This window comes from Streptomyces griseoaurantiacus, from assembly GCF_036189845.1.
Lineage (GTDB): Bacteria > Actinomycetota > Actinomycetes > Streptomycetales > Streptomycetaceae > Streptomyces > Streptomyces griseoaurantiacus.
This window is the reverse complement of sequence record NZ_CP108326.1, coordinates 5,948,054-5,961,208: the sequence shown is the minus strand read 5'-3', so window position 1 is coordinate 5,961,208 and position 13,155 is coordinate 5,948,054. Positions and strand designations below refer to the sequence as shown.

Here is a 13,155-nt window from a genome sequence, read left to right as displayed (position 1 = left end):
CGGGCGGGAACCGCCCACCGAGCGAAGGACGTGCGGCTCGGAACCGGCCGTGGCGGACAAGGAGTACGCGGTGGAGCACCGCGCGCGGCCCGCCCCGTACGGGACACCTGAACAGCCCCGTACGACCGGCGGTGGCGCCACCTTGTCAGAGTGAACGGGGATACGGCGATGATGTTGGCGGGCGGGTTTGCGTCATGGCAGCTTCCCGCCACACGCACCACACACGCCACAGCCGCCGCACCAGTTTCAGAGCACCACGCGCCACCGCACAGGACGCACAGGACGCACACGGAACCCGGGGAGGGACGTCGCCGCATGCTCGCAGCGATAGGTCTGGACGAGACGCACGAGGCGGCGTACCGCGCCCTGGTGTCGGTGGGCGCCGCCGACATACCCGATCTGGCCCGCCGGCTGGGCCTCGGCGAGCCCGACACCGAGCGCGCGCTGCGCCGGCTGGAGCGGCACGGTCTGGCCGCCCAGTCCTCCTCCCGGCCCGGCCGCTGGGTGGCCGCACCGCCCGGCGTGGCGCTCGGCGCGCTGCTCACCCAGCACCGGCACGAGCTGGAGAAGGCGGAACTGACGGCGGCGCTGCTGGCCGAGGAGTACCGGGCGCGGGCGGCGGAACCGACGGTGCACGACCTGGTGGAGGTGGTGACCGGGGCGGCGGCCGTCGCGCAGCGGTTCCTGCAGCTCCAGCTGGGCGCGACCGAGGAGGTCCAGGCGCTGGTCACCGGAGCGCCCATGGCCGTCACGGCCGCCGAGAACCACGCGGAGGAGCAGGCCGCCGCCCGGGGCGTGCGCTACCGCGTGGTGGTGGAGCGCGCGGTGCTCGACGGCCCGGCCGCCGTCGGCGAACTGTCGGCCGCGCTGGGCCGGGAGGAGCGGGTGCGGGTCGCCGAGCGGGTGCCGACGAAGCTGGTCGTCGCCGACCGCACGCTCGCCATGGTGCCGCTGGTCTCCTCCCCCCACGCCGAACCGGCGGCGCTGGTCGTGCACGCCAGTGGTCTGCTGGAGGTGCTGTCGGGGCTGTTCGAGACGGTGTGGCGGGAGGCGCTGCCGCTGCGCCTCGGCCGGGACGGCGCGGTGCGGGAGCAGCAGCCGGAGGGCCCCGACGGCACGGACCTGGAGATCCTGTCCCTGCTCCTCGCGGGCCTGACCGACGCGAGCGTGGCCAAGCAGCTCGAACTGGGCCTGCGCACGGTGCAGCGCCGGGTGCGGCACCTGATGGAGATCGCCGGGGTGACGACCCGGCTGCAACTCGGCTGGCAGGCCTACGAAAGAGGCTGGGTGGCACGGCGGTGAAGCACTCGCCGTGCCACCCGTCCCTCACTCAGGCGTGACGCCCGCGCTTCAGCTCCATCGCCGCGCGCCCCTGTGCCCCTTTCCGCTTCCAGTCCCGGCGCAGCTCCGCACGGACCCGCGCGTCGGTCTTGGCGACGATCCACTGGTTCTCGCGCTGGAGCTTGCGGTAGCTCTCCAGCCGCCGCTGCGCCAGCTGGCCGTCGTCGATCGCCGCCAGCACGGCACAGCCGGGCTCGGCGCCGTGCGCGCAGTCGTGGAACCGGCACTCCCGCGCCAGCTCCTCGATCTCGGCGAACACCTGGCCGACCCCGGTCTCGGCGTCCCACAGCCCGACCCCGCGGAGTCCCGGGGTGTCGATGAGAACGCCGCCGCCCGGGAGGGCGAGCAGGTTGCGGGTGGTGGTCGTGTGCCGGCCCTTGCCGTCCACGTCCCGCGTGGCGTGCACCCGCATGACCTCCTCACCGATCAGCGCGTTGGCGAGAGTCGACTTGCCCGCGCCGGACTGGCCGAGGAGCACGGACGTGCCGCCGGTGACGGCGGCGCCGAGCACGTCGAGCCCGTCACCGCCCAGCGAGCTGACGGCGAGCACCCGCACCCCGGGGGCTGCGCCCTCCACGTCCTCGACGAGGTGGGACAGCGTCAGGGGATCGGCCACGAGATCGGCCTTGGTCAGCACGACCAGCGGCTGCGCCCCGGACTCCCAGGCCAGGGCGAGGAACCGTTCGACGCGGGCGAGGTCGAGCTCCGCCGCGAGCGACACGGCGACGATGGCGTGGTCGACGTTGGCGGCGAGGATCTGCCCCTCGGACCGCTTGGAGGAGGTGGACCGCACGAACGCCGACCGCCGCGGCAGGTACGCCCGCACGTACCGGGGAGTGCCTCCGGGCTCGAGGGCGACCCAGTCGCCGGTGCAGACGACCCGCAGCGGGTCGTGCGGAGTGACGAACGCGGTGTCGGCCCGCACGGTGCCGCCGGCGGTGACGACGTCGCACTGCCCCCGGTCGACCCGCACGACCCGGCCGGCCAGCAGCCCCTGGTCGGCGTGGGAGGAGAACGCGGCCTCCCACCCCTCGTCCCAGCCGTAGGCGGCCAGGGGGTGCGAGGAGGCGGAGGAAACGGAGGAACCAGAAGAGCCGGAAGAACCGGATGAACCGGAAGGTCCGGAGAAACCCGAAAGGAAGGAGGAAGTCAAGGGAAACCCTTCAAGGGGCGGCCCCGACCGCCCTCACGGCTACGACACCGCGAGGAAGAGGTCAGCCAACGGCCGCGGAGGTGAACGAGACGAACGACTGATTGCGGGCACGGCCCACCACAGAGACAGCCATCGGTCACACCTCCTCGTCCTCCACACGCGACGACACCACACATGGCACCGCCCGAAGCGACCCCCACCCTAGAGGCGCCCTCCACGCCACGCCACCGCTTTTCCGACGGGCTCCCGCCCCGGCCGGCTCAGCATCCCCTTTCGCAATGCCCAGGCGACCGCCTGGTGGAACCAGCCCAGCTTGCGCCACCGCGTTCCGCGTTCACACCTTCGGGCATGGATCAGCCATGAGACATGCTCGGCCAGCTCATGCGGGACGTCGAGCGTGGCTCACCACGGGACCAAGCGAGGCTCCCCGGAGCGAAGCGTGGTGCGTAGAGAACACCACCGCAACGATCAGGAGCCTTGCCTCGTCACACCACCCCGCTGAACTACACCTTCACCTCTGCAGGACAGGATGAGAACCGTTCAACGAGGAAATCCTGGGGCACGAAAATTCTGCTCACCCACATGATTGGCCACGAATTCCTCGAGCTCCCGGAACAAGAGTTCAACAACCTTTTCCTCTTCGCTTCCGCGGAGTTCGTTAATATCGCGCACCTCACGCGGGACTACTCCCAACCGCACCACGATCAATGCCCAGTAGAGATTCTGCCCCTCACCCAGCTTTCTAGCCAGGTGTTCAGAGAAACCCTCGAGGAGGCGCCCACACGTTGCAGCGTTAACGCCATTAAAAAAGGCTACATATTCGCGATATCCATCATCCAGCCCATATGAATTCGGACGCTTTTTGATATCATTCAAGAGTTGCAAGAATTCCACAATATCCCTTCAGGGAGCGTAGGGGCTTGGCGACATTTTAAGGTATTCTCCATACTCCCACCGCGACATATACTGATTTACTGGCTCACCATGTCGACCAGTCCAGGCATCGTATACCCTTCCTTCCCGCAGTACCACATCGTGATGAACCCGGTTCGTATCTTCCTCTCGGTACTTACCAAGGGACGGAGCACCGTAAGAATCGGTTATTCTCATACGCTCACCACCGATCTTGGACTGAATTTCGACAGCACATTCCTCACAACCGTTGCTACCCGTGATTTTGGAAGGGCTAGCCGCCTTCCAATCCGACCCCAGGTCACCACCTGCAGACTTAGCCCCAGACCTGGAACTTGCACTCTCTGCTTCACGGAAGGCTTTTCCAAGTCCATCGCTGATACGCCCGATGCCGTCGCCCGCACCGGCAGCACCAATGCTGGCTACCCCCAGACCGGTTACGGCGACGGGGGCTCCGATGAGGCAACCTACGCCAGTAGCACATGCGAGGCTCCCACCCAACGCGAAGTCCCCGCCGAAGCCCATCAGGAAAATACTGCCGACCGTCTCGCCGCCGCCGATCCGTATGTCCGACTGAGAAATGATCGCCGAACCGTAGTTCTTGATGCTGTCCAGCGGACCTTTCAGCCAGCCCCAGCCCCAGCCGCCGCCGTCGCTGCTCGTGTTCCCTGAGCTGTCCGTCCGGGCAGTGCCGAGCCCGACGCTCTCGCGGGTGCCGTCATAGGGGCCGTTGTAGGGCGGGTTGACGTTGCCGTATGCCGGGTCTGGCGGCTGGGAGCCCCGATGGCCGCCGTCATCGGGCTCGCAGCGCCCGTTCCCCGGGTCAAGGCACAGTCCTGTCGGGTCACTGAAAGTGACCGGACTATTGTTGGCGTAGGCATAGCCATTGAGCGACTGGGGCTGATCAGCGGCCAGGACCGGGTCAACACTGAGGAACTGCCCGATCGACGGATCGTACTCGCGCGCCCCGACATGGGTGAGGCCTGTTGACTCGTCGGCCGGCTTGCCCAGGAAAACCTTGTCGTCCGGCCAGGTAGTTGCCTTCGTGCCACCGCGGGACGCACCGAAGGGGGAGGAATACCGTTTGGTCAGAGCGTAGGTACCGGATTCCATGGCCACACTGGAAGTGCCGTGGTGATCCGCGGTAAGGAAGCTCAGCTTCGTCCCGGACGTCCCTGCCACAGCTGTGCGGACGGCTATGGTCTGGCCGTTGGCCGTGTAGTAGCGAGTACCGGAAAGGGCCTTCGTCGTACCCTTCGCGGTCAGGCGAACCTCGGTGTTGCCCCCCAGGTAGAGGATGGTGTCGCCGTCCCCCTTGGCCCTACGGAGCAGCAGGTCACCGGCGGGGCCGTAGAGGCAGGGTCTTTGAGAAGTGATCTTGTGTCCGGGTTCGTCATGCCAGGCCGAGAGTGGTGAGGGGCCGTAGGTGGTCGCGGACGGTGCGGCGGAGAGCGGCTGCGATGTTGGTGTGGCCGTCCTGACGGTGGACGCCGATGGCGAGGTTGCGCAGGCCGGCCATGACGCGGGGCAGGCGGCGCGTGCGGATCTTCGAGGCGTCCTCGTGGAAGGTGCGGTCGCGGACGTGATGGAGCTGGTTCTCGATCCGCCAGTGGCCGCGGATCCAGGCGGCGAGTTCGCTGCCGGTGGCCGCACCGGGCGGCAGGCTCGTGACCAGGTAGATCCGCTCGATCGTCAACATGCCCGTGCCCAGGTCCCTTCGCCAGCGCACGACTTGGAGAGCTTGGCGGGCGTGCGGGTAGTCGAGGTGAGCGAACGTGGCCGTCTTGAGACGGCGGATCTCGTCGTGGTTGTGGCCCCGGCCGCGTTCGTAGTGGTCCAGGCGGATGTCTCTCCAGGGCAAACCCCGGACCTTCTCGTGCAGCCCGGGGTGGTTCCGCTTCACCACGGCCAGGTAGTGGGCCCCGCGTTCGAGCAGGTAGGTGGCGTGGTCGTGCTGGGGGTGCAGGGCATCCGCGGTGACAACCACGCCGGTGAGATCGATGCCGTCCAGGAGCGGAGCGAACGCGGGGATCTCGTTACTCTTGCCGCCGACCTGCCGTTGGGCGAGGACCTGGCCGCTGTGAGTCATCGCGGCGATCAGGACGGTGACAGGCCGGCCAGCGGTGCGGGAGCCGCGGAGTGTCTTGCCGTCGACAGCGATGACTCGTCGTCCCGGGGCCGGGGTCTGGCGCTCCAGGAGGAAGTCGCCGATGGCGCGGTCGAGGGCGTCGCCGTCCGCGGCGGCCAGGACGAGACGGATGGTCGTGGCATGGGGCGGCCGGATGAGGCCGGTCAGCGGGTCGGGCCGGAACCCGAGCAGGGCCAGGACGCGCTGCGGGGCGCCAGCGACCCATTCTCCGATCGCCGTGGCCGAGGCGGCACCGGCCAGAACGGCGGCGGCCGCGGCAGTGAGCAGTGCCGTCCACGAGTGACGGATGCCGCGACGGGACCGTGGGTCAGGCACTGCGGCCAGATGATTCCGCAAGTCAGCGACTGTTTCAGGCGGGGCGGAGCCAGAGGTGTCCCCCAATTGCTGGAGGCATGAGGGCATACGGGAAGATGGGCGCGCAGGCATGGACTCGCTCGGTACTCATACGGACTCGACACCCACATGATCACCGGCGGCCATGCCTGTTCTGCGTCCAGGGGCCCTGCCCGGCAGAAGTCGACAAGCCGTCACATCCAGCGCGCAGCAGACGAACCCCCACTTCCGCACTTCTCAAAGACCCTGGCCACACAGGCCCCACACACCCGGAAGAGCAGGACCCTCTATCGGTAACGCGAAAGGTACACCTCCGCCGCCCCCAAAAAATCATCATCATTGTCCACAGCGCAAGGCCACTTGTGGGAAATGATAGCAATCACCGCGTCAGCCGATTCAAGGGAACGGTAATCGATCATAAAAGCACGCCATTTCCCTACAATTCCTTCAATAAGGGTACGCTCGTTCGGCTCATACTCCCTTTCCAGTTCACCGTCAACATCCACTTCAATCCATGCAAGTAAATTCACCCCGGACACAGTCAGCCGATGTTTCACGGAGTCGACGTCATATCCTGCCGCCAACAACTCGCCGCAAACCTGCTCAAGCGTCACTCCGCACGGAACGCAGACGATCATCGTTTTCACGGGGCTATCACCTTCAAAAGATCATCCATCGAGGTAACTCCTATGCCACCTCGATTATTGACTTCCCTGACGACACTCGGCCGCAATTTCGGCCCATAAACGATGACCGGCTTATCGGTCCCTTCTTGCGTTCGCGACACCTGACTGCCTGCCCCTTTACCCGGTCCGGCCTTGACCTGTATCACCGCGTTCTTCAACTCTATGTCAAAGTCAGTCAGCGTAGACCCATCGGGTCGACTAGCAGGAACGTTGACGTCTTCAACCAAGCCCGGATATTTTGCATCAATGGAAGTGGCCACGTCCCCCACGAGTGGGTCATCGGACGTGAAGGTCCGCCCAGCCGCAGACGAACCCGAAGACTCCGCCTTCGCCTCCCTGAGAGCCTTCCCTAGCCCGTCGTTGATGCGGCTGATCCCGTCGCCCGCACCGGCAGCACCAATGCTGGCTACCCCCAGACCGGTTACGGCGACGGGGGCTCCGATGAGGCAACCTACGCCAGTAGCACATGCGAGGCTCCCACCCAACGCGAAGTCCCCGCCGAAGCCCATCAGGAAAATACTGCCGACCGTCTCGCCGCCGCCGATCCATATGTCCGGCTGAGAAATGATCGCCGAACCGTAGTTCTTGATGCTGTCCAAGGGACCTTTCAGCCAGCCCCAGCCCCAGCCGCCGCCGTCGCTGCTCGTGTTCCCTGAACTGTCCGTCCGGGCAGTGCCGAGCCCGACGCTCTCGCGGGTGCCGTCATAGGGGCCGTTGTAGGGCGGGTTGACGTTGCCGTATGCCGGGTCTGGCGGCTGGGAGCCCCGATGGCCGCCGTCATCGGGCTCGCAGCGCCCGTTCCCCGGGTCAAGGCACAGTCCTGTCGGGTCACTGAAAGTGGACCGGACTATTGTTGGCGTAGGCATAGCCATTGAGCGACTGGGGCTGATCAGCGGCCAGGACCGGGTCAACACTGAGGAACTGCCCGATCGACGGATCGTACTCGCGCGCCCCGACATGGGTGAGGCCTGTTGACTCGTCGGCCGGCTTGCCCAGGAAAACCTTGTCGTCCGGCCAGGTAGTTGCCTTCGTGCCACCGCGGGACGCACCGAAGGGGGAGGAATACCGTTTGGTCAGAGCGTAGGTACCGGATTCCATGGCCACACTGGAAGTGCCGTGGTGATCCGCGGTAAGGAAGCTCAGCTTCGTCCCGGACGTCCCTGCCACAGCTGTGCGGACGGCTATGGTCTGGCCGTTGGCCGTGTAGTAGCGAGTACCGGAAAGGGCCTTCGTCGTACCCTTCGCGGTCAGGCGAACCTCGGTGTTGCCCCCCAGGTAGAGGATGGTGTCGCCGTCCCCCTTGGCCCTACGGAGCAGCAGGTCACCGGCGGGGCCGTAGAGGTAGGCGGTCTCCTGATTTTTCTCGGTGAGCTTGGCCAGTTGTCCCTCGGTGTTCCAGGTGAGCGTCTGCTGAGCGCCGGCCCCAGGGCGGGACGTGGTGTTGCCGGTGCTGTCGTACGTGTAGGTGGCCGATCGTGCGCCGGTGGCGCTGTCCAGAGTGTGGGGCTTGGCATCCGCAGTGCCGTCATAGGTGTAAGTGGTGGTTTTGTCACCCGAGGAGGTGTGCTGCGTTTCTGTCTTGCGCTGACCACCATCGGTGTACGTGTAGGACGTCCAGTAGGGGGCGGCACCGTCGATGTGGGAGATCGTGCGGCCGGCTGCTGCGCAGTCGGGGGTGGACGGTGTCCACGCGTCGGTCAGGCGGCTGTAACCGTCGTACGCGAAACACTGGGAATCGGCCTTGACCGTGCCACCGAGCGTGGTGGTGTCGAAGATCGAGGTGACGTTGCCTGCGTCGTCCTGGGTGAAGTTCAGGTCCTGGAGCGGATAACTGTGAATGTCATCGGTGGTCTGGGACCGGGTGAGGCGGCGTGTTCCCTCCTCGTAGGACCACGTGAGGTAGGCCTTCTTCGCTGAGGTACTGCCGTCCGTGCCAAGGGTGAGCTGGCGCAGGTCACCTTGTGGCGAGAAGGCTGCCCCCTGCAGATAGCCGGTGGTTCCCTTTGAGGTGAGTTGCTGGCCGGTGGCACTGTAGGTGTACGAGACGGTTTCTGCCGGCAGTCCGCCGACCGCCGGGGCGCTGGATTGACTGACGGACCCGTCCACGTTGTAGCCGGTCGTAAAGGAGAGCGTCTTCGGGACGCCCGCACTCACGAGCGGTTCGGCGTCAGGCAAGATCAACTGACTACCGGTGACCTGGTAGAGGTTGTCATAGGCGGTGACCTTCTGGGTGTACGCCTTGCCTCCGCTCAGGCCGCCGTCGTAGCGGACAGAGGTGTCCAACTGGCCCTTGGCCAGTGAGTCGTAGGTCCATGCCGCCAACTTGTTGGCGTCGGTCCTGTCGTTGTGCCACAGGCCGGTTTTGCGTCCGAGATCGTCGTACTCGTACAGCAGCGTGTTGTCGGTGCTGTTGGCGTTGGTGGTCCGGGTGATCCGGTCAAGGGTGTCGTACTGAGTTGTGGTGCGTCCCTTGTCGGGGTCGGTGCTCCCCGTCTGGTGGCCGAACAGATCGTACTGATAACTCCATACCGCGTCATCGGGGCCGGTGATCGTCTCCTGCTGACCGGCCGGCATGTAGGTGTAGCGAGTGGTGTTGTACTCCGTGCCGGTGGGGATGGGACCTGCGTACTCACGACTCTCGGTGGTCTGTCCCAAAGCGTTCGTCACCGTGGCTTTCGCCTGGCCGCCGGTCGGCGCACTGGTGGCGACCATGTCACCGGTGTAGGTGGTGTTGATACTCCAGCGACTTTCGCCGTGCACCTTGGTGACCGTCTTGATGCTCCGGGCTGCGCCGTCGTAGGTGGTGTCCGTCTGGAGTGGCGCCTGCCCGCCAGAGGTTTCCACTGGCGTGCCGTTGGGCGTGGAAGTGCTGTCCCAGATGTCGGACTGCTGGCTGACAGCGAGGCCGCGCGCGTCGTAGAGAGACAGGGAAATCAGTCGACCGCCCTGCGGAGTCGGGGACTGCGTCTGGCGGGTCCTCAACAGTGAGTCGTAGAAGGTGTAGCTGGTGTTGTACGCCGATCCGTCGCCTTTGAGGGTGCTGGTGGACACCCAGGACATGGCAGAGTTGGTGATTTTGTAGTCGTACACGTAGTTCGGCGTCTTGCTCAGCGCCTTGAGGCGGTTCGGCAACCACACCTTGATCACGCGCCCGAGACTGTCGTACTCGGATTCGGTGACCTTCTTGTTGGGGTCGGTCACCTTCGTCGCGGCGCCGGTGGCAAAGTCGAGGACAGTGGTCGTGCCGTACTGCTTGGCATCGGTGACGACGGTGGAGGTGAGAGGCCCGGTCTTCTCAGGCGTGTAGACGGTGGTGGAGCGGGTCAGATCGTTGGTGTCCTTCACCTGTACCGGACGGCCCAGGGCGTCGTAATCGGTGGTGGACATCTTCTGCCAGCTCGGAGTGCCATCAGCGGCATAGGACTTGACCCGGCCGGCCCAACGGGCCTCGCCCTTGGTCGGAGTTTGCTTCTCGGCGTAGCTCTTTGAGTCGAACGCGGTAGCCGTGTCGGAGACGACATCACCAGGGCGTGAGGCATCGGTCGGCAGGTCCAGGCTGCTCTCCTTTGCCGTGCAGGGCTTCGCCACGGTGCGCACGCGAGCGATGAGAGAGTTGATGCCTACGGCGTCATTTCGCGCGTAGGTCGTACGAGTGCACTTCTCGTCCCCGGTTACGGCGTCGTCGCCGCGATCCTCCACGGTGGCCGCCATGCCGTAGTCGTCGTACGTCGTCGCCACCGTGCGGGTACGGTCCCGGGGCGCCACACCGCTGGTGACGTACGTGCGTGCATGCGTGGCAGCGGTGCGGACGTAGTACGCCTCAGTATCGGCGTAGGACTTGTGCTGGGTGGCGGTCCTGTGCGACCAGGGGTCGTTGATGACACCACCGACTTCACTGTCACCGTTGTAGGTGACGGTCTCGCGTGTGAAGCCCGCGTACTGCTCGGAATCGGTGACTTCCGCCGCCTTGACCCCGGTGACCTTGGCGCTCCGGCGTGCGTCAGGGTCCGGGGTCTTGCCGTCAGAGCCCTGGACTCGATCGCCGTTCATGCCACGCAGATAGACGGTCACCGTCTTGCTCTGCGTGCCCGTGGAGACTCCGACGAGGTGAGTGACCTTCTCGTAGCCTCGCCAGATGGACCAGGTGCGCTCCTTGGCGGGCGTCATCGGATCTTCGTCGTAGTGCCAGGCGGCGCCGCCGGCGTACTGATAGCTGTGCTGGACGGCTTCGGATCCGCCCTGGGGGTCGGTGGTGGACACCGAACTGACCGGGTATTTCTGGAACCAGTCGAGGACGGGGTTCTTCTCACCGTTGGGTGACCAGTACACCGGGTAGCAGCGCTTGGTGTTCGTGTCCAGTTTCGGCTTGGGCCCGCCCGCCGTGCAGTCTGCGTCCAGATAGGTGACGATTGTCTGCGCGCCGGTTTCGGAGGTGACGGTCTTCAGGCGGGGCTTGTGCAGCGGCAGGATGTCGTCGCCGCTTCCGTCGACGCGATTCGCCCGCATCTCGTGCGTGAAGGTGACGGGTGGCAGAGACAGATCGGTGCCACGCTTGCCGGTGTGCTTGATCTGGTCCAGCCACAGTGACTGGTCCGTGGAGTCGCCGGTGTCGCCGGGGTCGAGATAGAGCTGCTTCAGCGTCCACACGTCTACTGGCTCGAAGGTGGGCGTGGAAGCGGCCGCGTTCCATGCGTAGGTGGTGACGGCGGTCAAGCGCTTGCGCGTGAAGAATGTCGGGCCAACGTTGCCGGTGCATTTGTCGCCGTCCTTGCAGACCGCGTCGAACGGCACTTCCGGCCAGTTGTCCCGCGTGTCGTCGGTCAGCGAGTCGCAGCCGTTTCCGGAGGCGAGGCAGCGCTCCTCGTAGCTGAGGACAACCTTGTTCGAGGCCGCTGGGGAGGCGGAGAAGAGAGTTCCGGCACGCTGCCCGTACCGGATCTCTTTGAGGTAGCCGCCGCGAGTGTAATCGCTACCTGTGTTGTCGTCGCCCAGCTTGTCGTAGTTGTTGTGCTCGGCGGCATACCAGTACGACATGGCGTTTCCGTGAGTGTCCTCGACGTAGTCGAGGTTCCACCGCCAGGCCTGCTTGCGGTCGCGTTGCGAGAACGAAGAGCCATCGTTGTATCCGGGCTCCCCGGCATCGTCGCCGAAGACCGGCACAGCCCACACCGACTGGGTGCGGTCATCCGCAGCGGCGTCGTCCAACTTGTTCAGGCCGAAGACGTACTTGGTGCCCTCGCCGGTGATGACAGTCCAGTACTCACCATCGTCGTCGCCATTGTCCGCCCCAGTGGAGCGAGTGACTTTCGAGGCGTCATCGCTCTTCAGCCGCCAGGCACCGGTGGTGTCGTCTTTGACGAGTTCGGTTGCCTTGCCGTCGAGGACGAGGGAGGCGTTGTCGTACTTCCAGCACAGGTCGTGTTTGTCATCCTGGCCGTCGTCGTCACACGAACCGTACTTCCGCTCGACATAGGAAGAGGTGAGATCGAAGCCCTCACCTACCTGACTTCCCTGGTTGTTCGTATTGGCGGTACGTCCGTCGACGGAGCCGGAATCATAGGAGATGTTCAGATCCGGCCGCGGTCCGGCAGCGGAAGGCGGCACACGCAGCGGGTAGGACCATGTGAAGGAGCCGGAGGAGCCGCCGGCTTCCCATGTGGAAGAGGCCGCCAGTGGGGTCGCCTTGTAGTCACCGGCACCCGACTGGGTACCGGCCGCCAGAGCCAGGATCATCGGGTGGTTGCCGGCCCCGAGAGTCAAAGGCGCGGTGACGGTCTGCTGCGCGCGGTCATTGTCTGAAGGCAGCTCATGACGTGTGCGGCAGGCGGCCTTGGTCGGGTCCTCCCCTCCGCATGCGGGCAGCTGGTACACATGCAGGCGTCCGGCCCAGTCACCACCATAGGCGGAGGAGAAGGCCGAGTAGTCGACGCCCAAGCGGGCTTTGCCACTCCCCTGGTTACCAGTGACCTTGAGGACGACTCCCTTGACGCCGAGTCGGGAGGCGCTCCTGTGGTCCAGGACCTCGACGGTAACAGTCTTGGCGACAGTGCCCGAGGAGGGCGCGGTGAGTGTGACGGGCAGATCACCGGGGGCGGCGTTGGCACTTCCGTTGGCCGGTATGCGCAGTGAGGCATTCCCGGCCGTGGGCCAGGTAGCCTTCTGCCGCCGGTCGCGGCGGGCCAGCGCGGACGCTGTCCGATCGGCTTCGACACCATCCCGCACCATCGCGACGGCTCGTCCATTGACCTTGGCGGTGAAAGTCGTGACCTTGGTCGCGTGGGACGAACTCAGGTGCGGCTTGCCCATCGGGTCTGCCTGGGAGGCGAACGCTACGGGGGTGAGCAGGCTCGGCAGGAGGGCCAGGCCGGTGGTAGCGGCGATACGGCGGATCCAGGATGCAGCTCTGCCGCCCTCTCCGCCTGCGGGCCTGGGGATGCCGAAAGCAATCATGATGGGTTCTTCCTCCTGGCGCCGTACGGGTGCCTGCGAGCGCTTACCGTTGAGAAGGATGAAGCTGGCCGAGCAATGAACGCGCAGGGCATGCGCTGTCGTGCGGCCGGGTGCTCTTGTGCGGCAGAGGC

7 protein-coding genes and 1 pseudogene are annotated in these 13,155 nt (G+C 65.7%); 1 reads left to right on the top strand and 7 read right to left on the bottom strand.

Annotation, left to right across the window (positions count from 1 at the left end; translation table 11 throughout):
- Positions 1-315 precede the first annotated feature (315 nt).
- On the top strand, positions 316-1,302 hold the full coding sequence (locus OHB09_RS26395) for a helix-turn-helix domain-containing protein (protein ID WP_006143323.1): 987 nt from the start codon (positions 316-318) through the stop codon (positions 1,300-1,302).
- Between the two features lie 28 nt (positions 1,303-1,330).
- Here the strand turns inward: OHB09_RS26395 and rsgA are convergent, their stop codons facing one another.
- The 7 genes and pseudogenes from rsgA to OHB09_RS26355 all read right to left on the bottom strand — a co-directional run.
- Positions 1,331-2,395: a ribosome small subunit-dependent GTPase A gene (rsgA, locus tag OHB09_RS26390; RefSeq protein ID WP_328923062.1), complete on the bottom strand. Its 1,065-nt coding sequence runs from the start codon at positions 2,393-2,395 to the stop codon at positions 1,331-1,333.
- A gap of 639 nt (positions 2,396-3,034) precedes the next feature.
- Positions 3,035-3,379 (bottom strand): hypothetical protein, encoded by a 345-nt coding sequence (locus OHB09_RS26380; RefSeq protein WP_191851950.1) that lies wholly within the window; start codon positions 3,377-3,379, stop codon positions 3,035-3,037.
- Between the two features lie 18 nt (positions 3,380-3,397).
- Entirely contained in the window at positions 3,398-4,519 is a 1,122-nt protein-coding gene (locus OHB09_RS33350; RefSeq protein WP_329523646.1) for an RHS repeat-associated core domain-containing protein, read from the bottom strand.
- A gap of 280 nt (positions 4,520-4,799) precedes the next feature.
- Positions 4,800-5,957, bottom strand: coding sequence for an ISAs1 family transposase (locus tag OHB09_RS26370; protein WP_435846938.1), 1,158 nt, complete (start codon positions 5,955-5,957; stop codon positions 4,800-4,802).
- 218 nt (positions 5,958-6,175) lie between these two features.
- Positions 6,176-6,535, bottom strand: coding sequence for a hypothetical protein (locus OHB09_RS26365; RefSeq protein WP_139062940.1), 360 nt, complete (start codon positions 6,533-6,535; stop codon positions 6,176-6,178).
- On the bottom strand, positions 6,532-7,173 hold the full coding sequence (locus OHB09_RS26360; protein WP_328922639.1) for a hypothetical protein: 642 nt from the start codon (positions 7,171-7,173) through the stop codon (positions 6,532-6,534). Before OHB09_RS26360 ends, OHB09_RS26365 begins: the two co-directional genes overlap by 4 nt.
- Positions 7,174-7,383: 210 nt before the next feature.
- A pseudogene (locus OHB09_RS26355) lies at positions 7,384-13,024 on the bottom strand (RHS repeat-associated core domain-containing protein); the annotation flags it as partial.
- Positions 13,025-13,155 lie beyond the last annotated feature (131 nt).

Coding starts and splice junctions, on each gene's coding strand:
- OHB09_RS33350 (WP_329523646.1), bottom strand. CDS start 4,519: ATGGAATCCGGTACCTACGCTCTGACCAAACGGTATTCCTCCCCCTTC.
- OHB09_RS26395 (WP_006143323.1), top strand. CDS start 316: ATGCTCGCAGCGATAGGTCTGGACGAGACGCACGAGGCGGCGTACCGC.
- OHB09_RS26370 (WP_435846938.1), bottom strand. CDS start 5,957: ATGCCCTCATGCCTCCAGCAATTGGGGGACACCTCTGGCTCCGCCCCG.